Origin of the sequence: Burkholderia sp. MSHR3999 (assembly GCF_000833595.1) — a bacterium.
Lineage (GTDB): Bacteria > Pseudomonadota > Gammaproteobacteria > Burkholderiales > Burkholderiaceae > Burkholderia > Burkholderia ubonensis.
Map to the genome: position 1 here is coordinate 556,344 of NZ_JRFO01000007.1, position 23,586 is coordinate 579,929.

21 protein-coding genes are annotated in these 23,586 nt (G+C 68.3%); 16 read left to right on the forward strand and 5 right to left on the reverse strand.

The genetic code is table 11. The features are described from left to right. The first annotated feature begins 57 nt into the window (after positions 1 to 57). Positions 58 to 567, forward strand: a complete 510-nt coding sequence (locus tag KY49_RS25955) for a hypothetical protein (RefSeq protein WP_052495781.1) — start codon at positions 58 to 60, stop codon at positions 565 to 567. 117 nt (positions 568 to 684) lie between these two features. Here the strand turns inward: KY49_RS25955 and KY49_RS25960 are convergent, their stop codons facing one another. From KY49_RS25960 to KY49_RS25975, 4 genes are all read right to left on the reverse strand, one after another. Further along, the gene (locus KY49_RS25960; protein ID WP_042587310.1) at positions 685 to 1,737 is read right to left on the reverse strand and encodes an AI-2E family transporter; all 1,053 of its coding nucleotides are present in this window, start codon (positions 1,735 to 1,737) and stop codon (positions 685 to 687) included. 484 nt (positions 1,738 to 2,221) lie between these two features. Next, positions 2,222 to 2,806 (reverse strand): BPSL1445 family SYLF domain-containing lipoprotein, encoded by a 585-nt coding sequence (locus KY49_RS25965; protein ID WP_042587311.1) that lies wholly within the window; start codon positions 2,804 to 2,806, stop codon positions 2,222 to 2,224. 51 nt (positions 2,807 to 2,857) lie between these two features. Further along, positions 2,858 to 3,244, reverse strand: a complete 387-nt coding sequence (locus tag KY49_RS25970) for a DUF883 family protein (RefSeq protein ID WP_042588739.1) — start codon at positions 3,242 to 3,244, stop codon at positions 2,858 to 2,860. 188 nt (positions 3,245 to 3,432) lie between these two features. Continuing rightward, on the reverse strand, positions 3,433 to 5,328 hold the full coding sequence (locus KY49_RS25975) for an ExeM/NucH family extracellular endonuclease (protein ID WP_156162612.1): 1,896 nt from the start codon (positions 5,326 to 5,328) through the stop codon (positions 3,433 to 3,435). A gap of 282 nt (positions 5,329 to 5,610) precedes the next feature. Here KY49_RS25975 and KY49_RS25980 point away from each other — a divergent pair, with 282 nt between their 5' ends. The 8 genes from KY49_RS25980 to KY49_RS26015 all read left to right on the forward strand — a co-directional run bounded on the left by KY49_RS25980 (position 5,611) and on the right by KY49_RS26015 (position 12,532). Then, a complete protein-coding gene (locus tag KY49_RS25980; RefSeq protein ID WP_010089082.1) occupies positions 5,611 to 5,964 on the forward strand; it encodes a YciI family protein in 354 nt (117 codons plus the stop codon). Positions 5,965 to 6,093: 129 nt separating this feature from the next. Next, a complete protein-coding gene (locus KY49_RS25985; RefSeq protein WP_010089083.1) occupies positions 6,094 to 6,516 on the forward strand; it encodes a YciI family protein in 423 nt (140 codons plus the stop codon). Between the two features lie 26 nt (positions 6,517 to 6,542). Next, positions 6,543 to 6,959: a VOC family protein gene (locus tag KY49_RS25990; RefSeq protein WP_042587312.1), complete on the forward strand. Its 417-nt coding sequence runs from the start codon at positions 6,543 to 6,545 to the stop codon at positions 6,957 to 6,959. Continuing rightward, a complete protein-coding gene (locus KY49_RS25995; RefSeq protein ID WP_042587313.1) occupies positions 6,956 to 8,224 on the forward strand; it encodes an RNA polymerase sigma factor in 1,269 nt (422 codons plus the stop codon). Before KY49_RS25990 ends, KY49_RS25995 begins: the two co-directional genes overlap by 4 nt. Positions 8,225 to 8,385: 161 nt before the next feature. After that, positions 8,386 to 8,808 carry a rubrerythrin family protein gene (locus KY49_RS26000; protein WP_010089086.1) on the forward strand — a complete coding sequence of 141 codons (423 nt, stop codon included), beginning with the start codon at positions 8,386 to 8,388 and terminating at the stop codon, positions 8,806 to 8,808. Positions 8,809 to 8,926: 118 nt separating this feature from the next. Further along, positions 8,927 to 10,264 carry a heterodisulfide reductase-related iron-sulfur binding cluster gene (locus KY49_RS26005; protein ID WP_042587314.1) on the forward strand — a complete coding sequence of 446 codons (1,338 nt, stop codon included), beginning with the start codon at positions 8,927 to 8,929 and terminating at the stop codon, positions 10,262 to 10,264. Positions 10,265 to 10,298: 34 nt separating this feature from the next. After that, on the forward strand, positions 10,299 to 10,880 hold the full coding sequence (locus KY49_RS26010) for a DUF3501 family protein (RefSeq protein ID WP_042587315.1): 582 nt from the start codon (positions 10,299 to 10,301) through the stop codon (positions 10,878 to 10,880). A 695-nt stretch (positions 10,881 to 11,575) separates the two neighbouring features. After that, positions 11,576 to 12,532, forward strand: coding sequence for a transposase (locus KY49_RS26015; protein WP_042587316.1), 957 nt, complete (start codon positions 11,576 to 11,578; stop codon positions 12,530 to 12,532). Between the two features lie 73 nt (positions 12,533 to 12,605). On the opposite strand, the gene KY49_RS26020 is transcribed toward KY49_RS26015, so the two are convergent. After that, positions 12,606 to 14,132 (reverse strand): mannose-1-phosphate guanylyltransferase/mannose-6-phosphate isomerase, encoded by a 1,527-nt coding sequence (locus tag KY49_RS26020; protein ID WP_042587317.1) that lies wholly within the window; start codon positions 14,130 to 14,132, stop codon positions 12,606 to 12,608. Between the two features lie 428 nt (positions 14,133 to 14,560). Between KY49_RS26020 and KY49_RS26025 the strand changes: the two genes are divergently transcribed. From KY49_RS26025 to KY49_RS26055, 7 genes are all read left to right on the forward strand, one after another. Next, the gene (locus tag KY49_RS26025; RefSeq protein WP_042588741.1) at positions 14,561 to 15,937 is read left to right on the forward strand and encodes an undecaprenyl-phosphate glucose phosphotransferase; all 1,377 of its coding nucleotides are present in this window, start codon (positions 14,561 to 14,563) and stop codon (positions 15,935 to 15,937) included. A gap of 55 nt (positions 15,938 to 15,992) precedes the next feature. Further along, positions 15,993 to 17,405, forward strand: a complete 1,413-nt coding sequence (locus KY49_RS26030) for a UDP-glucose dehydrogenase family protein (RefSeq protein WP_042587318.1) — start codon at positions 15,993 to 15,995, stop codon at positions 17,403 to 17,405. A 15-nt stretch (positions 17,406 to 17,420) separates the two neighbouring features. Then, complete coding sequence (locus KY49_RS26035) at positions 17,421 to 17,864, forward strand: low molecular weight protein-tyrosine-phosphatase (protein ID WP_042587319.1); 444 nt, start codon at positions 17,421 to 17,423, stop codon at positions 17,862 to 17,864. After that, positions 17,858 to 19,036, forward strand: coding sequence for a polysaccharide biosynthesis/export family protein (locus tag KY49_RS26040; RefSeq protein WP_042587320.1), 1,179 nt, complete (start codon positions 17,858 to 17,860; stop codon positions 19,034 to 19,036). The genes KY49_RS26035 and KY49_RS26040 overlap by 7 nt, the downstream gene beginning before the upstream one ends. A 49-nt stretch (positions 19,037 to 19,085) precedes the next feature. Beyond that, positions 19,086 to 21,311 (forward strand): polysaccharide biosynthesis tyrosine autokinase, encoded by a 2,226-nt coding sequence (locus KY49_RS26045; RefSeq protein WP_042587321.1) that lies wholly within the window; start codon positions 19,086 to 19,088, stop codon positions 21,309 to 21,311. 18 nt (positions 21,312 to 21,329) lie between these two features. Then, positions 21,330 to 22,289 (forward strand): glycosyltransferase family 2 protein, encoded by a 960-nt coding sequence (locus KY49_RS26050; RefSeq protein WP_042587322.1) that lies wholly within the window; start codon positions 21,330 to 21,332, stop codon positions 22,287 to 22,289. Positions 22,290 to 22,436: 147 nt separating this feature from the next. Beyond that, positions 22,437 to 23,576 carry a glycosyltransferase family 4 protein gene (locus KY49_RS26055; protein WP_042587323.1) on the forward strand — a complete coding sequence of 380 codons (1,140 nt, stop codon included), beginning with the start codon at positions 22,437 to 22,439 and terminating at the stop codon, positions 23,574 to 23,576. The last annotated feature ends 10 nt before the right edge of the window (positions 23,577 to 23,586 follow it).

The window sequence follows — 23,586 nt, forward strand, 5'->3', positions numbered from 1 at the left end:
CATGACCCGTGCGTCACGCCGCCGTTTCCGGATGAACGGCACAGGGAGAGGCGGCAGATGCAGGCAGCGCGGCAGGGGGAAGCAACGGCGATCACGAACGCAACGGGCGCAACGGGCGCGGTATCGCGCAAGCGCACGCTGGGCGCGCTGCTGGCGGGCATGTGCGCCGCGCTGTTCGCATCGGGAGCAGGCGCGGCCGGGCAGGTGAGCTTTTCCGGCGCGCTCGTCGCGCAATACGACGTCACGCTCGCGGCGCCGTCCGTCGCCGTGAGCGAACGGGCAGCCGATGCCGATGCACGGGACGCTTCAGTGGCGGTGACGTTCGATGCGCACGACCGGCGCTTGCCGGGCGCGCGCATCGTGCTGGCCGATGTGCTCGGCGTGCCGTTGGGGCAGCCGGAAGTGTCCGGCGTGCGCGCGACGTGGCGCGATGCGGCCAGCCGGCGGATCGTGCCGCCGCGCGCCGACGGCGCGTATCGGGTCGGGCCGCATGGCGGAACGATGACGGTCGCGGCGCCGGATGCCGGCGCGGCCGGGCCGATCGTGATGAAGATTCTTCATCCGTGACGGGCGGATCTCGTTCGTATTTCCCGGCCCGGATGTGGATATTGCATTGCGCGGCCTGTCATTCGCAACCGGCCGGCGATAATGTGCTGCAAGCCGCGCCCGCGGGCGCGGCTTGCGTCACTCGGCTTGTTCGGCGCGCGCGAAGATGTCCCAGCTCGCCATGAACAGCGCGGCAATGAGCGGCCCGATCACGAAGCCGTTGATGCCGAACAGCGCCATTCCGCCGAGCGTCGAGAGCAGCACGACCCAGTCGGGCATCTTGGTGTCCTTGCCGACGAGGATCGGCCGCAGCAGGTTGTCGACGAGCCCGATCACGCCGCCGCAGAACGCGACGAGGATCACGCATTTCCAGATCTCGTCGATCATCAGCAAATAGATCGCGGCCGGCACCCAGACGAGGCCCGCGCCGATCGCGGGCAGCAGCGACAGGAACGCCATCAGCGCCCCCCACAGCACGACGCCCTCGATCCCGAGAATCCAGAAGATCAGCCCGCCCAGCGCGCCCTGCACGAGCGCGACCGCGATGTTGCCCTTCACGGTTGCGCGCACAACCGTCGTGAATTTCGACAGCAGCAGGTGCTTGTGCTCGTCGTCGAGCGGCAGCGCGCGGCGCACGCGGCGGCCGATCTCGCCGCCGTCGCGCAGCAGGAAGAACACCATGTACAGCATCACGCCGAAGCTGATCACGAACTGGAACGTGTTCTGGCCGATGACGAGCGCCTGGGCCGCGACGAACTGGCTGATCTGCGCGGCGCCGTCGGTCAGCTTCTTCTGGATGCCGGTGAGGTTGGTCACCCCGTATTTCGCGAGCAGCCGCTGGATCGACGTCGGCAGCGCATGGATGACGTCCTGGTAGTACTGCGTGTAGTTCGGCTGCGCGGTCTTGATCTCCTGGTACACGTACGCGATTTCCTGCACGAGCGTCGCGGCGACGAACACGAGCGGCAGGATCACGATCAGGATGATCAGGGTCAACGTCAGGAGTGCGGCGAGATTGCGCCGCTTGCCGAAGCGGGCCGCGAGCCAGCGCTGGACCGGCTGGAACAGGATCGCCAGGATGGTGCCCCAGAAGACCGCGCCGAAGAACGGCGTGAGAATCCAGCAGAGTCCGACGGTGACGACGAACAGGAGCAGATAGAAGAATTTTTGGTGGTCGTTTCCGCTAACCATGGTGGCAACCGCGTGAGGGTGAAATCCGTCGGCCCGGCGTGTCCGGGACGGCCCGAACCGGAGTATGCCCGCAAAGGCGCGGAAGTCATAGTTGCCGCGGACGGCGTGCGCATGAAAACGCCGCGGGCTAGGGCCTGTTCACGCTAATAACGGGCTTGCGAACGTGCCTTTCCGCCCGCAGGGCAAGGAGAGAGGAGGCGCAATAGCCGTAGCTATTGCAACGACGAACGACGCCGCCATGCGGGCGGAAAGGCACGTTCCCCTGATCTTGAAAATTCATTCGTGGGGGCCGGCCTACGGGGCTGGCCGCCAGAAGGGCCGATCGCCGCGTCATGCTCCTCACGAATACGTCGAGTATTCGCTTCGTCGCATTCCTTGCGCTCGGCCCTTCTGGTGGCCAGCGCAAGCCCGTTATTAGCGTGAACAGGCCCTCAGCCAGCGGCGCTGGAGGAACGACGCGGGTGCGGCGCGCGGCCGCCCGGCGTCAGAGGTTGAGCTTCGTGACCTTCGTGCCGTTCACCGACAGGTCGCCCATCAGGCCGGCATTGGTCAGCACCAGCACCTGGACCGGCGCGGTGGCCGTATTGGTGTCGACCGCGCCGTTCGCGCCGACCTTGACGACCGCGACCGACGCGTCGGCACCTGCCGACCAGCCGTCCGTCTTGCGGAACGAGTCGAGCGCGTCCTGTGTCATGAACAGGAACACGATCGCCTTCGACTGCGCGCCGGCCTGCAGGCCGACCGACAGCGACGACGTGTTGTAGTAGCCGATCGTGCTGCCGCCGACACGCAGCGCGCCGTTGCCGGACTGGCCGCCGACGATGAGGCCCGCCTGCAGTACGTTCGGGAACACGAGGATGCCGCGCGATTTCGCGACGAGCTCACGCGAGCCCGGCACTGTCGAATAGAGGCGCGACAGCGTCGCGTTGACGCTCGCGTCGATCGATTCGCGCTTCGACGCGCTCGCCGCGGCGGGCGGGCTCTTGTCGGGGGTGGTGGTGCAGCCGGCGAGGGTGAGGCTGCCGAGCATGACGGCCGTGGCGGCCTGGAACACGAGAGTCTTTCGCATGTTTGTTCTCCTTCGTTGTCGGGTTGGGAACGACGCAATGGCCGATCGGGATCAACGACGAGCAAGTAGCAGGCCCGCCACGAATGCGAGGCCGGCGACGACGCCCGCGGTCTGCCACGGTTTGTCGTGCACGACCTGCGACACGCGCTCGGCGGAATCGCGCAGCCGGGCGGCCGCGGAATGTGATGCGACGTCGAGCGTGCTGCGCGCTTCATCGAGACGCGACTGCACGCGCTTGCGCAACGCGGCGATGTCGCCGTCTCCATCGTTCTTCAGCAAATCCTCGAGTTCGTTGACGAGTTCGCGCAGATCGTCCTGCATATCCGCGTTCAGGTTACGCGCAGTGGAACGGGTGCTGCGCCCCACGCGGCGTCCGGTGCGGCGGATGTCGGACAGGCCGCGGTCAAGCTTGTGTTCGAGCGAGTCGGTGAGCGCCATGATGTTCATCCTCCGTGAACCAAGCAGAATTGAAGACACGAAAAAGTCGCTCCAACTGATGTGATTCGCCCGACGCGGGGGAGTTTCGTCACACGCTTTCAGTTTCGTCGGTGCACGCCGCGCAAAGCCCCGCCAGGCATGGCGCGACGGGACGGGATTTTTTTTCGCCCGCAGGGCCGGCTGTGCAGTCAACGACGCGCGGCCGATTCGGGTGAATCCGTCGTGCAGGTAAAAGTGACGGAATTTGTAAGGCATGCAGGTAAATTTCGCCGGCGATGGCCGCAGGCGCGATCCTCGAGCGCGAGATCGATCACGACCGGATCGTGGTCCGACGAGCGGTAGGGGTCGGGCGCGTAGTAGCGCGCTTGCTGCTCGCGCGTCTTGTAGCCCGGCGTGTATTGCAGCGCGACCGGTTCGTCGGCGTTGATGTGCCAGACGTGCACGGCCTTCACGCGCGCGGCGAGCGTCGATGTCGCGAGCGCGTGGTCGAGGTAGCCCGCTTCGCCGCCGAACACGTAGCTGTACGCGTCGTCGCCGCGAAAACGCGCGACGAGGTTCGCATAGCCGCGCGCTTCGAGCGCACGGATCGGATCTTCCTTCGCGTAGCTGTTGAGGTCGCCGATCAGCAGCACGCCTTCCGCGGTCGCGCCGGTGGGATTGCCCGCGAGCCAGCCGGCGATGCGTGCGGCCGCGCGCGTGCGGGTCGCGTTCCAGCAGCCCTGGCCGTCCGCCTGGTCGAGATCGGCGCCCGCCGCGTTCGGGCAGTTCTTCGATTTCAGGTGATTGACCGCAACCGTGAAGGCGCGCGTGCCGCCGATGCGCGTGAAGGTCTGCGCGAGCGGCGCACGGTTCAGGTTGCCGATCGCGAGCGTCGCCGCGCGCCCGGCCGGTTCGACCGCGCGGCTGTCGTAGAGCAGCGCGACCGCGATCGCGTCGCCGCCAAGGCGCGCGGCGCCCGGCTCGACCACGCGCCAGCCGTCGCCGAGCTGCGCGGCCAGGCGGCGCACCGCGCTGGCGTCGCCGTAGCCGTTGTTCGCGATCTCCATCAGGCCGATCACGTCCGCGCGCAGCGCCCGCAGCGTCGCGACGATCTTCGCTTCCTGCCGCGCGAAATCGGCCGGCGTCTTCGCGCCGCGGTTGGCAGGCGCGTCGAAGCCGCCGCCGCGGCCGTCGCCGTTGAAGTAATTGAACACGTTGAACGACGCGATCCGCACGTCGGCGTCCGGATGCCGCGCGGGCGCGGCGGTGCGAGGATTCGCTGCGCGCTTGAATACCGGCGCGGCCGCACCCGGCACCGGCTGCAGCCGCCACGTGTTGTAGCGGCGCTCGAGCACGCCTTCGACGCCGCGCACCGTGTAGCCGGCGCGCAGCGTGTTCGCGGCGCTCAGCGCGGGCGGCGGGTAGCGCGCGGTCGCGGGGTTCTGCTTGCTCGAGCCGTCGTCGAGGACGATGCGGTTGCGCGCGTTCGCGTTCGCCTGCGCGGCGGCCCGGGCCGGCTCGACGAGATGCGTCGGCGCGCGCAGCCGGCCGTGGCTGAGCACGATGCTGCCGTAGCGGCCGAGTTCGTGGGTATCGCTGACCGTCAGCGTCTGCGGCAGCCGCACGAGCATGCCCGCGTGAGCGGCGAACACGGACGCGGCGTCGACCGGCAGCGTGAGCGTCGCCGGCGTGACTGTCCGCCCGCGCGCGCAGACGGCGATTCCGCCCGACAGCGTGAGCTGCGTCTGCCCATATTTCTCCTCGATCCTGCCGGTCACGTGGACGACGTCGCCGGCCGTCGCGCGCGCCTTCGGTGCATAGACGAACAGGCCCTCCGACACGCCCGGCCGGCGCCGGCGCTCCGCGTCCGCCTGCTGGACGAAAAACCCGCCGGAGCCGTCGGCGCCGCCGAAGTCCGCGGTGACGACGGCTTCGATCGACGTCGACTGCCCGGCCAGCGGCGACGGGCCTGCGCCGCCTTGAATCGCGGCGATGGGCGTCGCCGCGCCGCCGCAGCCCGCGCTGACCGGCGGCGCGTCCGCGAGCGCCGGGGCGGACGTGACGAGGGAAGCGGCAAGGGCGTATGACGGCAAAGAGAGATCCATGGCGCGACTCGGCTGAAAAAATCGAAAAGTCAGGGTCGCATGGTGACAGGAAGATGTAAGGAAGTGGTCGAAATAGGCCGTCCGGACAGGTGTCGGGCGGCGACCGTCCGGCGGAGAATGGCGCAATGCGGTCGCGTGACGGCGTTCAGGCGTCCGCGCCCGGCGCGATCGAATGGACCGCCGGGCGGCACCGGCCCAGAATGGCGGGCCATCGATGAAGCGGGCCATGCGGCGTGCCCTGCGCCCGCAGCCACGCCACCGGACTACCCAGAGGAGAATTTCATGGCGTACATGCTGTTGATTGTCGAACCGACCGGCCAGCGCGCCGGGCGCACGCTCGCAGAAGGGCAGTCGCTCTACGCGCGGATGCAGGATTTCGCGCAGGGCCTGAAGGCGCGCGGCGTGCTGCGCGCGGTCGAATCGCTCGAAACGTCGGAGCGCGGCACGCGCGTGCAGGTGCGCGACGGCGAGACGCGCCTGATCGACGGGCCGTTCGCGGAGGCGAAGGAGATGGTCGGCGGCTTCTTCCTCGTCGACGTCGACACGCACGCGGAAGCGGTCGAGATCGCGCGCCAGTGCCCTGCCGCGCAGTGGTGCACGGTCGAGGTGCGCGCGGTCGGCCCGTGTTTCCTGTGACGGCGAGCGAATCGTCTTGGTGTTTACCCTGATTCGTCGTGCCGTGCGTCGATCCGCCGGCGACTCGCGCGTCGTTCGGATAGGGCGCCGGCGCGCGGCGCTTCCGACCATCGAAACAAGGAGCGAACGATGCGATTCATGATCATGATCCGGGCGAACGCCGTCAGCGAATCCGACGCATTGCCGGACAACCGGCTGGTCGAGGCGATGACGGTCTATCACGAGGAACTGGCGAAGGCCGGCGTGCTGCTCGATGCGAACGGCCTGCGGCCGAGCGCGCGCGGCTGGCGCGTGCGTTACACCGGCGGCAAGGGCACGGTGGTCGACGGCCCGTTCGCGGAAACGAAGGAACTGATCGCCGGCTACACGCTGATCCAGGTGCGCTCGCGCGACGAGGCGCTCGAATGGACGCGCCGCTTCCCCGCGCCGTTCGGCGCGGAGATGGACTGCGAGATCGAGGTGCGCCAGCTGTTCGAGCTGGACGATCTCACGCCGAGCGACGCGGTCGAGCGGTTCCGCGAGCTTCAGGCCGCCCGCGGCTTCGGCCGCTGAACGCACATTCACGAGGAGCGCAAGCGATGCACAAGCAGATCTTCATCAACCTGCCGGTGGCCGACCTGCCGCGCGCGCAGGCATTCTATGCGGCGCTCGGCTTCGAGCCGGTGCCGGCCTATACGAACGACAAGGGCGCCTGCATCCGGATCAGCGACGCGATCTTCGCGATGCTGCTCGTCAGGCCGTTCTTCCAGACCTTCACCGACAAGACCATCGTCGATCCGGCCACCCACGTGCAGGTGCTGCCGTGCCTGTCGTGCGAGAGCCGCGCCGAGGTCGACGCGGTCGTCGCGAAGGCGCGCGCGGCGGGCGGCACGACGCCCCGTCCGCCGCTGGAGTATCCGGGCATGTACGGCCATTCGTTCGCCGATCCGGACGGCCACGTGTGGGAGCTGACGCATATCGCGCAGGACGCTACCGCGCCGGGGCCGGCGTCGTGACGCAGGCGGCCACGCACCGGGCGATCGAGGCCGTCTGGCGGATCGAGGCGCCGAAGATCATCGCGCGGGCCGCGCGCGTGGTGCGCGACGTGGGCGTTGCGGAGGAGCTGGCGCAGGACACGCTCGTCGCGGCGCTCGAGCACTGGCCCGTCGACGGCGTGCCGGACAATCCGGCCGCCTGGCTGATGACGGCCGTGAAGCGCCGCGCGCTCGACCGGGTCCGCCAGGAATCGCTGCATGCGGCGAAGCGCGACCAGCTCGGCCGCGAGTTCGACGCGCTCGGCGCGCACGTGGTGCCCGACATCGCGGAGGCGCTCGCCGATGCGCAGGACGACGACATCGGCGACGACCTGCTGCGGCTGATCTTCACCGCATGCCATCCAGTGCTGTCGACCGACGCGCGCGTCGCGTTGACGCTGCGGCTGCTCGGCGGGCTGACGACGGACGAGATCGCGCGCGCGTTCCTCGCGCCGGAGCCGACGATCGCGCAGCGGATCGTGCGCGCGAAGCGCACACTCGCGGCGGCGCACGTGCCGTTCGAGGTGCCGGCGGCCGACGCGCGGCCGGCGCGGCTCGCGTCGGTGCTCGAGGTGATCTACCTGATCTTCAACGAAGGCTACGCGGCGACCGCCGGCGACGACTGGATGCGTCCCGCGCTGTGCGACGAGGCGCTGCGGCTCGGCCGCGTGCTCGCGGGGCTCGCGCCGGACGACAGCGAGGTGTTCGGCCTCGTCGCGCTGATGGAGCTGCAGGCGTCGCGCACGCACGCGCGCACCGACGCGCAGGGTCGCCCGGTGCTGCTGCTCGAGCAGGATCGCAGCCGTTGGGACCCGCTGCTGATCCGGCGCGGCCTCGCGGCGCTCGAACGCGCGACGAAGCTCGGCGGCGTGCGCGGGCCGTATGCGCTGCAGGCGGCGCTGGCGGCCTGTCATGCCCGTGCGCGACAGGCGTCGGAAACCGACTGGGCGCAGATCGTCGCGCTGTACGACGCGCTTGCCGAGGTCGCACCGTCGCCCGTCGTCGAGCTGAATCGCGCGGTGGCGGTGGGCATGGCGTTCGGGCCGGCCGCGGGGCTCGAGCTCGTCGACGCGCTGCGCGACGACCCGGCGCTCGCGCGCTATCACTGGCTGCCGAGCGTGCGCGGCGACCTGCTCGCGAAGCTCGGGCGCACCGACGAGGCGAAGGCCGAATTCCGCCGTGCGGCGGAGCTGACCCGCAACGCGCGCGAACGCGAATTGCTGCTCGAGCGCGCGGCCGACGCGTGAGCCCGCCGCCCGGCTATCGCGCGGATTGAAAATGCCTATTGGGGGATGCCGGCGTCAACGCCTAGATTAAAGAGCACGATGCCGGCGTGCCGCCCGCATCGTTCCCCACATATCCACGGCTGGCTCGGCGCTCGGCCGCGCCGGCATGCACGGAGGCGCAGATGGCTCAACTCAAGGGCAGCAAAACCGAAGAGAACCTGAAGTATGCGTTTGCGGGCGAATCGCAGGCGAACCGCCGCTATCTGTATTTCGCGTCGAAGGCGGACGTCGAAGGGCAGAACGACATCGCCGCGCTGTTCCGCTCGACCGCCGAAGGCGAGACGGGCCACGCGCACGGCCACCTCGAATATCTCGAAGCGGTCGGCGATCCGGCGACCGGCCTGCCGTTCGGTTCCTCGCGGCTGAACCTGCAATCCGCGATCGCCGGCGAGACGCACGAGTACACCGACATGTATCCGGGCATGGCGAAGACCGCCCGCGAAGAAGGCTTCGACGAAATCGCGAACTGGTTCGAGACGCTCGCGAAGGCCGAGCGCAGCCACGCCAACCGCTATACGAAGGCGCTCGACGCGCTCGTCGACTGACCCGCGCGACCGGCGTCCGCCCGCCGTTTGCCGTGCGCCGCCGCTCGCAGCTCACGTGACGCTCGCGTGACGCGGGCGGCGCGCGAGCGCGCGCCTCTTCGTCCCGCTGGAGCGCCCCATGCCACACAAGGAAGGCAGTCTCGAAGCCCCGACCCGGCATCCGCTCGACTGGCAGTCCGACACGTTCTACGACCAGGCGGCCATCGATGCCGAGATGACCCGCGTGTTCGACATCTGCGCGGGCTGCCGCCGCTGCGTGTCGCTGTGCGGCGCGTTTCCGACGCTGTTCGATCTCGTCGACGAGACGGAGACGGGCGACATCCACGAAGTGCCGAAGGACGCATTCGGCAAGGTCGTCGACCAGTGCTACCTGTGCGACCTCTGCTACATGACGAAATGCCCGTACGTGCCGCCGCATGCGTGGAACGTCGATTTCCCGCACCTGATGCTGCGCGGCAAGGCGGCGCGCTACCGGCGCGGCGACGTGAAGCTGCGCGACAAGGTGCTGTCGAACACCGACGCGCTCGGCCATTTCGCGGGCATCCCGATCGTCACGCAGGCCGTCAACGCGGTGAACCGCACGCCGCCCGCGCGGCACGCGCTGGAAGCGGCGCTCGGCGTCGACCGCAAGGCCTGGCTGCCGGAATTCGCGCCGCGCAAGTTCCGGCGCGCGGCAAGGCGCTCGGACGGCCATCCGGTGCGCGACGGCGAGCGCACGCCCGGCAAGGTCGCGATCTATGCGACCTGCTACGTGAACTTCAACGAGCCCGGCATCGGCCACGACCTGCTCGCGATCCTCGCGCACAACGACATTCCGTACGAGCTCGTGACGAGCGAGGCGTGCTGCGGGATGCCGCTGCTCGAACAGGGCAACCTCGCGGGCGTCGCCGCGAAGAAGGACCAGAACATCCCCGTGCTCGAGCGCTACGCGCGCGACGGCTATGCGCTGATCGGCGCGATTCCGAGCTGCGTGCTGATGTACAAGAGCGAGCTGCCGCTGATGTTCCCCGGCGACGCCGCGGTGCGCGCGGTCGCCGACGCGTTCTGGGATCCGTTCGAATACGTGATCGCGCGGCATCGCGACGGCCTGCTGAAGACCGATTTCAAGACCGGCCTCGGCACCGTTTCGTACCACGTGCCGTGTCATGCGCGCGTGCAGAACATCGGCCGCAAGACCGCCGACGTGCTGTCGCTCGTGCCCGAGACGCGCGTGAACGTCGTCGAGCGCTGCTCGGGCCATGCGGGCACGTTCGGCGTGAAGAAGGAATTCCACGCGGACGCGATGCGGATCGGCGGGCCGGTGTTCAAGTCGATGGCGCAGCCGCAGCCGGATTTCGTGTCGTCCGACTGCGCGCTCGCAGGCCATCACATCGTGCAGGGCATCGACGAGGCGGGGCTCGCGCAAGCGCCGCTCGCGCATCCGCTCACGCTGCTGCGTCGCGCGTACGGCATTTGATCCAGATCAACTCCAGATCAACGAAGGACAGCTCATGGCGCTCACCCGCGATTCCCTGCTGACGCTCGAAGCGTACGCGAAGATCCGCAAGGCCGAACATGCGCGGCTCATCGAGCACAAGCGACGGCGCGCGGTGCAGCTCGGCAATCACCTGCGCTTCCTGTTCGAGGACGAGACGACGATCCGCTATCAGGTCCAGGAGATGCTGCACATCGAAAAGATCTTCGACGAGGCGGGCATCGAGGGCGAGCTGGACGCGTATCGGCCGCTGGTGCCCGACGGCGGCAACCTGAAGGCGACGATGCAGATCGAATACGCGCACGAGGCCGAGCGCCGCGCGGCGCTCAAGCGGCTGATCGGCGTCGAGGATCGCGTGTTCCTGCAGGTCGACGGCCACGCACCGGTCTACGCGATCGCGGACGAGGACCTCGATCGCGAGACGGACGAGAAGACCTCCGCGGTGCACTTCGTCCGCTTCGAGTTCGACGCGCCGATGCGCGCGGCGCTGAAGCAGGGCGCCGCGCTGTCGATCGGCTGCGATCATCCGGCCTACGCCGTGCCGGCACGGCGTATCGAAGAAGACGTCGCGGCATCGCTCGTCGGAGATCTGCGCTAGCTGCGCGACAAGGCGCGACAAGGCGCGACTAAGCGCGACTGCGCGCGACGATCTGCAAGCGCCTGCGCGCCACTGCATCGAAACCTGCAGCGGCGCTTCGCTGCATTCGCATTCCTGCAATGACGCATGCGGCGTCAGATCCCTGTCACTGTCCGGCGAGAAACAATATAAAGATTTTGCACAAGGAAAAGTCCAATCAAGTGCAATCGAATGAATTACCGATCGGAAAATATCTCGTTACGAATTTTCCGTGAATTACCGATTCTGAGCCATTGATCCGGTGAATATTACTTGAAGGGGTCTGAACCGTATCGGCGGCGCCGCCGGGCGGGCGCGGCAGGCATCCGGAACAGCCCCGCCAGACGGGGCTTCGCAGGCGGTCGAATAAAGTTCGCGTAAAGAAATTCATCTATAAATTTGATCTTGATCGATCCCATGTTGTTTCATTGCGTAACATAAAGTCATTGTCATATTGAGATAAACCCTAGGGATGGTATGCTTCGTCCACAAATTTTTCCGCAATGGAGTGAGACCGGGAGCCGTGCGTCATTGCCGCGATTCGCGGCACCGCCTTAGTGCGTGTTGCGATGGCATGCACAACCCGAACAACCATAACGTGCAACCTGGCCGCCCCGCGAGCGATCGCGACGGCGCCGCCAATCGCAGCCCGGCCTGGCTGCGTGGAGAGATCTACTATGTTCTTCGATGAGCTAAACGATGAAGAGTGGGTTCGTCTTTCGACGCTGATCGCCGATGAACCGATTCGGCTGAATCGTCGCGGCCGCCCGCGCGCGGAACCGCGCGTTGTCGCCAATGCGGTGCTCTGGATCCTGACGACCGGCGAGGCGTGGTCCAAGCTGCCCGGCCGCTATCCGTCCGGGCCCACGTGTCGCCGCCGCTACGAGGAGTGGCTCGCGAACGGGACGCTGCTGCAGATGATCGACGTGCTGACCCAGTTCAGCGGCCGCACGTTCGCGTACGTCCCGCCGCCGCCGGTGCCGGTCGCGCCCGCGCGCCGCGCCGAACCCGCGCCGGAGAACGACCGACTGCGCGGCGTGTTCTGGCAGAACCCGGAATCGTGGCAATTGCCGCAATTGCAGGGCATGCAGGCAAACGTTTGGCGTCGCGACGATGCGACGTCGCGCAGCGAAACGGACGTGCCGGCGCAGCCGGCGTTCATCGTGCCCGGCGCGCCTGCCGCCGCCGAGCCGGCCGCGGGCCTGAGCGAGCGCCATCATTCGCGCGCGTCCACCGCGAGCTTCACGACCGAGCCGCAGGTGGATACGTATCGCGGCTATACGGTCTACGGCATCGCGCAGCCGGTGCAGAACCTGATGTATCGCGCATGGGCGGAGATCGTGCACGACGAGCGTCGCGTCGAGCGTTCCGGCCTGATCGGCCCGCGTTTCACCGACGCCGAGGAAGCGGAGCAGTACGCGCTCGAATGGGCGCGGCAGTGGATCGACCGGCACGGCGCGGGCGGCGAGCCGGCGCGCGCGCCGCAGAGCGTGCCCGTGCTCGCCGGGCTGTCCGCGCTCGCGCAGGCGGAATCGGAAATCAAGCGCTTCGTCGCCGAGCGCCACTCGGCGTCGCTGGCCGACGGCCGCAACGATCCGGTGCAGAGCGACCGGCTCGCCTATCGGGTCGGTTGAGGTCGATCCCCGCGCGCGATGCTTGCAACAAGGGGCGCCGTCGTCGACGGCGCCCTTGTTCATCCGGCACCCGTCACTGCCGTCCGTAGGTATCGTCGAAGCGCACGATGTCGTCCTCGCCGAGGTACGAGCCCGATTGCACCTCGATCAGCTCGAGCGGCATCTTGCCCGGGTTTTCCAGCCGATGCGACACGCCGAGCGGGATGTACGTCGATTCGTTTTCCGACAGCAGGAACGTTTCGTCGCCGCGCGTGATGCGCGCGGTGCCGCGCACGACGATCCAGTGCTCGGCGCGGTGGTGATGCATCTGCAGCGACAGCCGCGCGCCGGGCTTCACGACGATGCGCTTCACCTGGAACCGCTCGCCCGTGTCGACCGAATCGTAATGGCCCCACGGGCGATGCACCTTGCGGTGGTCGGTCGCTTCCGCGCCGCGCTCCGCCTTGATGCGGCCGACGATCTTCTTCACGTCCTGCACGCGCGATTTGTCGGCGACGAGCACCGCATCGGGCGTCTCGACGACGACGAGGTTGTGCGTGCCGACGCAGGCGACGAGCCGGCCTTCCGAATGCGCGAACGTGGAGGCGGCATCCTCGAACAGCACGTGGCCGCGGCCGACGTTGTCGGCGTCGTCCTTCGGCAGGATCTGCCAGATCGCGTCCCACGAGCCGACGTCCGACCAGCCCGCGTCGAGCGGCACGACGACGCTCTCGCACACCGGCTGCTCGGCCGCGAGCGGCTCCATCACCGCATAGTCGATCGAGTTCGACGGCGACGCGGCGAATGCGTCGCGATCGACGCGGAAGAAGTCGCCGTCGGCCTTGCCTTGCGCGACCGCCTGTTCACAGGCCGCGTGGATCGCCGGCTCGAAGTGGCGGATCGCTTTCAGCCACACCGACGCGCGCACGATGAAGATCCCGCTGTTCCACCAGTATTCGCCGGATGCGACGTACTGCTGCGCGAGCTCGAGATGCGGCTTCTCGACGAAGCGGTCGAGGCGCCGCACGTCGAGATCGCCGGATGAGTCGCCGCCGAGCGGGGCGCCGACGCGGATGTAGCCGTAGCCGGTTTCGGCATGGTCCGGCACGATGCCCATCGTCGCGATCCTGCCTTGCGCCGCGCAGCGCACGCCGGCGGCGACGGCCGCGTGAAAGCGCGGCAGGTCGGCGACCGCATGGTCGGCCGGCATCACCGTCATCACCGCATCGCCGCTGTCGGCGACGATGCGCAGCGCGGCGAGCGTCAGCGCGGGCGCGGTGTCGCGGCCGAGCGGCTCGAGCACGATCGACGCGCGCTTGCCCGTCAGGCGCAACTGCTCGGCGGTCGTGAAGCGATGGTCCTCGCCGCAGACGATCAGCACGTCGTCGCTGAGCGGATGGCCGCTCGACAGGCCGTCGAGGCGGCACGCGGTCGCCTGCAGCAGCGAATGGTCGCCGAGCAGGCCGATCAGCTGCTTCGGATAGTGCTCGCGCGACATTGGCCACAGGCGCGTGCCGGAGCCGCCGGCAAGGATCACCGGCTGCACCGCGACGCGCGCGCCGGCAGGCGCGGCGGCGGAAGAAGACTGGCGCGTATCGGCTGTCACGGCCGGAGCATTCATGATCGCACTCCTCGTTTGATGTCAATGCCTGCCGTTGTAGCATGAAGTAAATCGACAATAAAACCGTGGTGGCTCGTTCGATATTCGTCGATCGCCCGTAAGAGAAAAATTTTCCAGATGCCGGAAGGCGCAAATAAAAAATAAAAAAATAATTCGGAAAATTCGGGTCTGATGCCCGTCCATCATGGCTGACGCGGCGATTCGGCCGATTCGTGAACATCTTTATCTTTTTTCGACCCGGGAAAAGATGCCGATATAAATCGCCCTCAGTCGGGCAGTAATTACCGATTAATTTTCGAAATACTTGTGCGCTTGCCGGAGGAATTTTCTTACCTGTTCAATAACGCCATGCAATGTTTGATGCGAATGCGCGGCACGTGCTGCGCAAGGAGCGGTTCGGCAAACGCCTGTCCAGAGAGGAAGCGAACATGTTGAGCGTGCTGGCGAGAATCATCGATATCGCGATGGTCGTGGCGGGAGCCGTGATCGCCGCCGCGCTGCACGACGGGCGCAGCGTATGGCTCGACGATCTGCAACGCACGATGGTGCTGTTCGACTGCGTGCTCGTCGTCGTGTTTTTCCCGGCGTTCGGGATCTACCAGTCGTGGCGCGGCAAGCGGCTGATCGGGCTGATGGGGCGCGTCGCGTTCGCGTGGCTCGTGGTCGAGCTCGCGGGCATCCTGATGAGCTTCAGCTTTCACCAGTCGGGCCAGCTCTCGCGGCTCTGGCTCGGCTACTGGGCGCTCGCGACGATGGGGCTGCTCGCGGCGTCGAAGGCCGGCGTGCATGCGGTGCTGCGGCAACTGCGGCGCGGCGGCTACAACCATCGCGCGGTCGCGCTGGTCGGCGGCGCGCCGGCGACGCGGCGGCTGATCGCGCAGATGCGCGCGCGGCCGGAGGCCGGCTTCAATCCGGTGTGCGTGTACGACGAAAGCGCGGCGCCCGGTGAAGCGATGCTCGACGACGTGGCGATCGAGCGCCGCTTCGACACGCTCGTGCGCCTCGTGCGCAACCGCGTGATTCGCGAGCTGTGGCTCGCGCTGCCGCTGTCGGAAGAGCCGCAGATCAACCGGATCGTGACGGTGTTCCGCCACGACTTCGTGAACATCCGCTTCATCCCGGACGTGCGCGCCGTGTCGTTCTTCAACCAGGAAGTCGTCGAGCTGCTCGGCGTGCCGGCGATCAACCTCGCGGCGTCGCCGATCACCGACGTGCGGATCCTGCCGAAGTTCGTGTTCGACCGGCTGTTCGCGCTGAACGCGCTCGTGGTGCTCGCGCCCGTGATGCTGCTGATCGCGCTGCTGATCAAGGCGACCTCGCCGGGGCCGGTGTTCTTCCGGCAGAAGCGCAAGGGCATCGACGGCAACGAGTTCGAGATCTACAAGTTCCGCTCGATGAAGGTGCACCAGGAGACGGCGGGCAAGGTCACGCAGGCGACCAGGAACGACACGCGCGTGACGCCGGTCGGCCGCTTCCTGCGCCGCACGAGCCTCGACGAGCTGCCGCAGTTCATCAACGTGCTGAAGGGCGAGATGTCCGTCGTCGGCCCGCGCCCGCACGCGCTCGCGCATGACGACATCTACAAGGATCTGGTCAAGGGCTATATGTTCCGCTACCGGATCAAGCCGGGCATCACGGGCTGGGCGCAGATCAACGGCTTTCGCGGCGAGACCGACCAGATCGAGAAGATGATGGGGCGCGTGAAGCTCGATCTCTACTACATGCAGAACTGGTCGTTCTGGCTCGACATCAAGATCGTCGCGCTGACGCTCTGGAAAGGCTTCACCGGCAGCAACGCCTATTGAGCGGGCAGGTTGCCCGCCCCGAACTTCGAATCACTGGTCAAGAGGTCGACACATCATGAATCTGACTATCATCGGCAGCGGTTACGTAGGTCTCGTCACCGGCGCCTGTCTCGCCGACATCGGGCACGACGTGTTCTGTCTCGACGTCGATCAGCGCAAGATCGACATCCTCAACGACGGCGGCGTGCCGATCCACGAGCCGGGCCTCAAGGAGATCATCGCGCGCAACCGCTCGGCGGGCCGCCTGCGCTTCTCGACCGACGTCGAGGCCGCGGTCGCGCACGGCGACGTGCAGTTCATCGCGGTCGGCACGCCGCCCGACGAGGACGGCTCCGCCGACCTGCAGTACGTGCTCGCCGCCGCGCGCAACATCGGCCGCTACATGACGGGCTTCAAGGTGATCGTCGACAAGTCGACAGTGCCGGTCGGCACCGCCGAGCGCGTGCGCGCGGCGGTCGCCGACGAGCTCGCGAAGCGCGGCGGCGACCAGATGTTCTCGGTCGTGTCGAATCCGGAATTCCTGAAGGAAGGCGCGGCCGTCGACGATTTCACGCGGCCGGACCGCATCGTGATCGGCTGCGACGACGACGTGCCGGGCGAGCGCGCGCGCGAGCTGATGAAGAAGCTCTACGCGCCGTTCAACCGCAACCACGAGCGCACGCTGTACATGGACGTGCGTTCGGCCGAGTTCACGAAGTACGCGGCGAACGCGATGCTCGCGACCCGCATCTCGTTCATGAACGAGCTCGCGAACCTCGCGGACCGCTTCGGCGCGGACATCGAGGCGGTGCGGCGCGGGATCGGCTCCGATCCGCGCATCGGCTACCACTTCCTGTACGCGGGCTGCGGCTACGGCGGCTCGTGCTTCCCGAAGGACGTCGAGGCGCTGATCCGCACCGCGGACGACCACGGCCAGCCGCTGCAGATCCTGAAGGCGGTGTCGTCGGTGAACGCCGGGCAGAAGCGCGTGCTCGCCGAGAAGATCGTCGCGCGCTTCGGCGAGGACCTGACGGGCCGCACGTTCGGCATCTGGGGCCTCGCGTTCAAGCCGAACACCGACGACATGCGCGAAGCGCCGAGCCGCGCGCTGATCGCCGAGCTGCTGTCGCGCGGCGCGCGTGTGACCGCCTACGACCCGGTCGCGCAGCGCGAAGCGCAGCGCGTGATCGCGCTCGATCTCGCGAGCCACCCGAGCTGGCTCGAACGCCTCGCGTACGTCGACGACGAATCGCAGGTCGCGCGCGACGCCGATGCGCTCGTGATCGTCACCGAATGGAAGGCGTTCAAGAGCCCGGACTTCACCGCGCTCGGCCGGCTGTGGAAGTCGCCCGTGATCTTCGACGGCCGCAACCTGTACGAGCCCGACGCGATGAGCGAGCAGGGCATCGAATATCACCCGATCGGACGGCCGGGCTCGCGCCAGGCGCTCGCCGCACGCCTTTCCGGAGCCGCCCGCGCGAACGCGTGAGGCCGGTCATACGCCATGTTCCGAAACATCCTGATCGTCTGCCACGCCAACGTCTGCCGCAGCCCGGCGGCGGAGCTGCTGTTCAAGTCGCATGCCGCGTCGCGCGGCGGGCCGCGCGCGGCGTTTCACTCGGCGGGCGTCGATGCGAACGTCGGCGAAGGCATCGATCCGGTGATGCGCAGGCTGCTCGCCGAGCGCGGCGTCGACGCGACGACGCATCGCTCGCGACGCCTGTCGCGCAACATCGTGCGCGAAGCCGACCTGATTCTCGTCAGCGAGCGTGCGCAGATCGCGGCGGTCGAGTCGTTCGACCCGTTCTCGCGCGGCAAGGTGCACCTGCTCGGCAAGTGGGAAGACGCCGAGATCGCCGATCCGCACGGCGGCCCTGAAGCCGGCTATCGCCGAAGCTACACATTGATCGAACGTCTGGTGCAAGGATGGCTGCAAAAACTATGCTGAATCGTACGCTGCGCCCCGTGGCGCTCGCCGTTGCGCTGACGACGCTCCTGTCGGCCTGCGCAACCGCGCCGGGCAACTACCTCGATGCGTCGCGCCTGAAGGAAGAGGAGCGCGCGCAACCGTCCGAGACCTACACGGTCCACTACATCGACGCGAAGCTGATCATGGACCAGCTCCAGCAGCAGCGCGCGTCGCACCCGCTGCCGCCGTCGCGCTTCGCGGACCCGTCGCAATACGTGTACCGCATCGGGCCGCAGGACATCCTCGGCGTGACGGTGTGGGACCACCCCGAGCTGACGACGCCGCAGGGCCAGTCGTTCTCGAGCGGCGGCAACACGACGCAGACGGTGGCCGGCGCGCTGCAGCAGCCGTATACGACGGCGCTGCCGGGCCAGGCCGATCCGTACGGCCAGACGGTCGGCGCGGACGGCACGATCTTCTTCCCGTTCGTCGGCCGCATCCGCGCGGCGGGCAAGACGATCGTGCAGGTGCGCGACGAGCTGGCCACGAGCCTCGCGCGCTACGTGAAGAATCCGCAGATCGACGTGCGCGTGCTGTCGTTCCGCAGCCAGAAGGTGCAGGTCACCGGCGAGGTGAAGCAGCCGGGCCCGCTCGCGGTGAGCGACGTGCCGCTCACGCTCGTCGACGCGATCTCGCGCTCGGGCGGCTCGACTGCCGAGGCCGACCTGCAGCGCGTGCGCCTGACGCGCGACGGCAAGTTCTACACGCTCGACGCGAACGGCGTGCTCGATCGCGGCGAGGTGTCGCAGAACGTGATGCTGCAGCCGGGCGACATCGTCAACGTGCCGGACCGCAGCGACAGCCGCGTGTACATCATGGGCGAAGTGAAGACGCCGGTCGCGGTGCCGATGATGAAGGGCAAGCTGACGATCGCCGACGCGCTGACGTCGGGCGGCGGCATCCTCGATACCGACGCGAACCCGCGCAAGATCTACGTGATGCGCGGCACGCGCGACAACCCGACCAAACCGGAAGTGTTCCGGCTCGACATGACGCAGCCTGACGCGCTGATGCTGTCGAGCCGCTTCCAGCTCCAGCCGCTCGATGTCGTGTACGTCGACACGGCGGGTTCGGTGCAGTTCAACCGCGTGCTGCAGCAGGTGCTGCCGACGATCCAGACGATCTTCTACATGAGGCAGATCACGCGTTGACGAATCGCGGGACGGCCCGGCCGTCCCTGCCCAACTCAAGCGGGAACGTATGGTGAACACGCAAGCGAAACAATCCTACGCGGGCCTGGCCGCGAAGACCGAGGAAGAAGACGTCGTGCTCGGTCAGCTGATCCAGGTGATCTTCGACGATTTCTGGACGCTGCTCGGCATCGCGGTGACCGTCGTCGCGCTCGCCGGCCTCTACTGCTTCATCGCGAAGCCGGTGTACCAGGCCGACGTGCACGTGCGGGTCGAGGGCAACGACAACACGTCGCAGGCGCTCACGCAGACGCAGACGGGCGCCGTCATCAACAGCGGCCCGCAGCAGGCGCCGACCGACGCGGAAATCGAGATCATCAAGAGCCGCGGCGTCGTCGCGCCGGTCGTCGAGCAGTTCAAGCTGAACTTCTCGGTGATGCCGAAGACGATCCCCGTGCTCGGCAGCCTCGCCGCGCGCTTCGCGACGCCGGGCGAGCCGGCCAACGCGTGGCTCGGCCTGAAGTCGTACGCGTGGGGCGGCGAGGTCGCCGACATCGACACGGTCAACGTCGTGCCGGCGCTCGAAGGCAAGAAGCTGACGCTGACCGCGGGGCCGAACGGCACCTACACGCTCGCGGACGCGAACGGCGGCCGGATCCTGTCGGGCCGCGTCGGCGAGGCCGAGCAGGGCGGCGGCGTGACGCTGATGGTGTCGAAGCTGGCCGCGCGCCCGGGCACGCAGTTCACGGTGGTGCGGTACAACGACCTCGACGCGATCGCCGGGTTCCAGGCCGGCATCCAGGTGACCGAGCAGGGCAAGCAGACCGGCGTCGTGCAGATCTCGCTCGAAGGCAAGGACCCGGAGCAGACCGCGGCGATCGCCAACGCGCTCGCGCAGTCGTACCTGAACCAGCACGTGATCGCGAAGCAGACCGAAGCGACCAAGATGCTCGACTTCCTGAAGAAAGAGGAGCCGCGCCTGAAGTCCGATCTCGAGCGCGCCGAGGCCGCGCTGACCCAGTACCAGCGCACGTCGGGCTCGATCAACGCGGGCGACGAGGCGAAGGTCTACCTCGAGGGCAGCGTGCAGTACGAGCAGCAGATCGCCGCGCAGCGCCTGCAGCTCGCGTCGCTCGCGCAGCGCTTCACCGATTCGCATCCGCTCGTGATCGCCGCGAAGCAGCAGCTCGGCCAGCTTCAGGCCGAGAAGGACAAGTTCGCGAACCGCTTCCGCAGCCTGCCGGCGACCGAGGTGAAGGCGGTCCAGCTCCAGCGCGACGCGAAGGTCGCCGAGGACATCTACGTGCTGCTGCTGAACCGCGTGCAGGAGCTGTCGGTGCAGAAGGCCGGCACGGGCGGCAACATCCACCTGATCGACTCGGCGCTGCGCCCGGGCGCGCCGGTCAAGCCGAAGAAGGTGCTGATCCTGTCGGCCGCGGTGTTCCTCGGGCTGATCCTCGGCACGGGCATCGTGTTCCTGCGCCGCAACCTGTTCCAGGGCATCGAGGATCCGGACCGCGTCGAGCGCATGTTCAACCTGCCGCTGTACGGGCTCGTGCCGGAAAGCGCCGAGCAGGCGCGGCTCGACGCGCAGGCCGAGAAGAGCGGCAGCCGCGCGCGGGCGATCCTCGCGAGCCTGCGGCCGAAGGACCCGAGCGTCGAGAGCCTGCGCAGCCTGCGCACCGCGATGCAGTTCGCGCTGATGGACGCGAAGAACCGCGTGATCGTGCTGACCGGCCCGACGCCGGGCATCGGCAAGAGCTTCCTCGCGGTCAACCTCGCGGTGCTGCTCGCGCACTCCGGCAAGCGCGTGCTGCTGGTCGACGCCGACATGCGCCGCGGCCTGCTCGACCGCTACTTCGGCCTCACGCCGCAACCCGGCCTGTCCGAGCTGCTGAGCGACCAGTCGCCGCTCGAGGACGCGATCCGCGAGACGCCGGTGCAGGGCCTGTCGTTCATCGGGGCCGGCACGCGTCCGCCGAACCCGTCGGAGCTGCTGATGTCGGCGCGCCTGCCGCAGTACCTCGAAGGCCTCGGCAAGCGCTACGACGTGGTGCTGGTCGATTCGCCGCCGGTGCTGGCCGTGACCGACGCGACGATCTTCGGCCGCATGGCGGGCTCGACGTTCCTCGTGCTGCGCTCGGGCATGCATACCGAAGGCGAGATCGGCGATGCGATCAAGCGGCTGCGCACCGCGGGCGTCGACCTGCAGGGCGGCATCTTCAACGGCGTGCCGCCGAAGGCGCGCGGCTACGGCCGCGGCTATGCGGCCGTGCACGAATACCTGAGCGCCTGACCGGCTGGAGGCTCGACGATGAAAATTTCCGTGCTCGTTCCGACCTACCGGCGTCCGGCCGATCTCGCGCGCTGCCTGCATGCGCTGCAGCGCCAGGCGCGGATGCCCGACGAGGTGATCGTCGTCGCGCGCCCGGAAGACGACGCGACGCACGAGCGCCTCGCCGATCCGTCGGTCGGCGGCACGCTGCCGCTGCGCGTCGTGCCGGTCGACGTGCCGGGGCAGGTCGCCGCGCTGAACAAGGGCCTCGACTCGGTGCACGGCGACATCGTCGCGATCACCGACGACGACGCCGCGCCGCATCCCGACTGGCTCGCGCGCATCGAAGCCGCGTTCCTCGCCGATCCGCGCGTCGGCGCGGTCGGCGGGCGCGACTGGGTGCACGAGAAAGGCCGCCTGCTCGACGAATCGCGCGAGCGCGTCGGCCAGCTCACGCTGTCCGGCAAGATCATCGGCAATCATCATCTCGGCGTCGGCGGCGTGCGCGAAGTCGACACGCTCAAGGGCGCGAACATGAGCTTCCGGCGCGCGGCGATCGAGCGGCTGCGCTTCGATACGCGGCTGCGCGGCGCGGGCGCGCAGGTGCACAACGACATGGCGTTCAGCATGCGCGTGCAGCGCGCCGGCTGGACGCTCGTCTACGACCCGGCGATCGCGGTCGATCACTTTCCGGCCGAGCGCTTCGACGACGACCGGCGCGACGCCGCGTCGCTGAACGCGATCAGCAACGGCGCGTACAACCTGCATCTGACGCTGCGCGAGCATCTGCCGCCGATCCGGCGCGAGATCGCGTGGTGGTGGTGGATGCTGGTCGGCACCCGCGTCTATCCGGGGCTCGCGCACCTGCTGCTGTCGCTGCATACCGCGCAGCGCGACCGCGTGCGCGACCACTGGCGCGCGGTGCGGCGCGGCGCGCGCGACGCCCGCCGCGCGACCCAGGCCTCCCACCGCGCGGCGATGCCGCCGGTGACGTCTTGAACGGCTCGCGCGCGTTTCGCGCGGCCAAATCTGGAGGACTTGAAATGGCACGACCCCCACGCTCACTACATTCGCTTGGGGGGCGCAGCCCCCCCATCCCCCGAAAGCCAATCCATTTGCGATTGGGGCGGCCCGGCGGAGGCTGACATGACTCCCACGAAAGTGCACGTCCATCTGTTTTACGGCGCCGATCCGCGCACGTACCGCAAAGGCGACGACATCGGCTGCCTGTACGGCTATCACCACGCGGAATCGGACGAATTCACGCTGACCTATTCGCAGGACGCGCGCGAGAACCGCGTCGTCAGCGTCGCGCGCCGCGCGCTGAAGGCGGCGCTCGGCTTCGACGTCGTGCATGCGTGGCGCAACCGCGCCGCGCTGATCGGCACCGACGTGATCTGGACGCACACCGAGCAGGAGCACCTCGCCGCGTCGCTGATCCTGAAGCTGGCGGGCGAGCGGGGCAAGCGTCCGCTGCTGCTCGCGCAGAGCGTGTGGCTGTACGACAAGTGGAGCGGCTACGGCCGCCTGCGCCGCTGGCTGTATCGCAAGCTGCTCGCGCGCGCCGACGTGCTGACGACGCTCGCGCGCGACAATGCCCAGCTGTGCCGCCGCTATCTGCATCGCGACGCGCTGTTCGTCCATTACGGGCTCAACACGCAGGACTTCCCGATCGGCGAGCCGCGGCAGTGGACGCCGAACCGGCCGCTGCGCATCGCGGCGATCGGCAACGACCGCGATCGCGACTGGCGCACCTTCCTCGCCGCGTTCGGCGGCGACGACCGCTACGACGTGCGGCTCGCGACGCGCCGGCGCGTGCCGCGCGAATGGCGCGCGCCGAACGTGACGATCGGCTCGGCGTCCGGGCTCGCGAAGCAGCACGAGCTGTATGCGTGGGCCGACGTGATCGTCGTGCCGCTGCGGCCGAACTTCCATGCGTCGGGCATCACGGTGATGCTCGAGGCGGCCGCGGTCGGCAAGCCGATGATCGTGTCCGACGTCGGCGGGCTCGCCGACTACTTCCCGCACGACACGGCCGCCTACGTGCCGCCGTTCGACGCGCAGGCGATGCGCCAGGCGGCCGACGGCTTCGCGGCGGACCCGCGCCGCGCGCTCGCGACCGCGCAGGCCGCGGCGGCGCGGCTGCGCGAGCGTGACCTGACGACGCAGGCGTACGCCGCGCAGCACGTGCGAATCACGCGCGACCTGCTGCGCCAGCGCCGCACGCCGGCGGCGGCCCGCATGGCGCTGCCGTTCGCGGATTCCCGTGCGTCGTCGTCGCGATGAGCACGGGTGC

What these genes read in the sequence shown, in the direction of transcription:
- KY49_RS25955 (WP_052495781.1), top strand. Translation starts at nt 58, where the DNA reads ATGCAGGCAGCGCGGCAGGGGGAAGCAACGGCGATCACGAACGCAACG.
- KY49_RS25960 (WP_042587310.1), bottom strand. Translation starts at nt 1,737, where the DNA reads ATGGTTAGCGGAAACGACCACCAAAAATTCTTCTATCTGCTCCTGTTC.
- KY49_RS25965 (WP_042587311.1), bottom strand. Translation starts at nt 2,806, where the DNA reads ATGCGAAAGACTCTCGTGTTCCAGGCCGCCACGGCCGTCATGCTCGGC.
- KY49_RS25970 (WP_042588739.1), bottom strand. Translation starts at nt 3,244, where the DNA reads ATGGCGCTCACCGACTCGCTCGAACACAAGCTTGACCGCGGCCTGTCC.
- KY49_RS25975 (WP_156162612.1), bottom strand. Translation starts at nt 5,328, where the DNA reads ATGGATCTCTCTTTGCCGTCATACGCCCTTGCCGCTTCCCTCGTCACG.
- KY49_RS25980 (WP_010089082.1), top strand. Translation starts at nt 5,611, where the DNA reads ATGGCGTACATGCTGTTGATTGTCGAACCGACCGGCCAGCGCGCCGGG.
- KY49_RS25985 (WP_010089083.1), top strand. Translation starts at nt 6,094, where the DNA reads ATGCGATTCATGATCATGATCCGGGCGAACGCCGTCAGCGAATCCGAC.
- KY49_RS25990 (WP_042587312.1), top strand. Translation starts at nt 6,543, where the DNA reads ATGCACAAGCAGATCTTCATCAACCTGCCGGTGGCCGACCTGCCGCGC.
- KY49_RS26000 (WP_010089086.1), top strand. Translation starts at nt 8,386, where the DNA reads ATGGCTCAACTCAAGGGCAGCAAAACCGAAGAGAACCTGAAGTATGCG.
- KY49_RS26005 (WP_042587314.1), top strand. Translation starts at nt 8,927, where the DNA reads ATGCCACACAAGGAAGGCAGTCTCGAAGCCCCGACCCGGCATCCGCTC.
- KY49_RS26010 (WP_042587315.1), top strand. Translation starts at nt 10,299, where the DNA reads ATGGCGCTCACCCGCGATTCCCTGCTGACGCTCGAAGCGTACGCGAAG.
- KY49_RS26015 (WP_042587316.1), top strand. Translation starts at nt 11,576, where the DNA reads ATGTTCTTCGATGAGCTAAACGATGAAGAGTGGGTTCGTCTTTCGACG.
- KY49_RS26020 (WP_042587317.1), bottom strand. Translation starts at nt 14,132, where the DNA reads ATGAATGCTCCGGCCGTGACAGCCGATACGCGCCAGTCTTCTTCCGCC.
- KY49_RS26025 (WP_042588741.1), top strand. Translation starts at nt 14,561, where the DNA reads ATGTTGAGCGTGCTGGCGAGAATCATCGATATCGCGATGGTCGTGGCG.
- KY49_RS26030 (WP_042587318.1), top strand. Translation starts at nt 15,993, where the DNA reads ATGAATCTGACTATCATCGGCAGCGGTTACGTAGGTCTCGTCACCGGC.
- KY49_RS26035 (WP_042587319.1), top strand. Translation starts at nt 17,421, where the DNA reads ATGTTCCGAAACATCCTGATCGTCTGCCACGCCAACGTCTGCCGCAGC.
- KY49_RS26040 (WP_042587320.1), top strand. Translation starts at nt 17,858, where the DNA reads ATGCTGAATCGTACGCTGCGCCCCGTGGCGCTCGCCGTTGCGCTGACG.
- KY49_RS26045 (WP_042587321.1), top strand. Translation starts at nt 19,086, where the DNA reads ATGGTGAACACGCAAGCGAAACAATCCTACGCGGGCCTGGCCGCGAAG.
- KY49_RS26050 (WP_042587322.1), top strand. Translation starts at nt 21,330, where the DNA reads ATGAAAATTTCCGTGCTCGTTCCGACCTACCGGCGTCCGGCCGATCTC.
- KY49_RS26055 (WP_042587323.1), top strand. Translation starts at nt 22,437, where the DNA reads ATGACTCCCACGAAAGTGCACGTCCATCTGTTTTACGGCGCCGATCCG.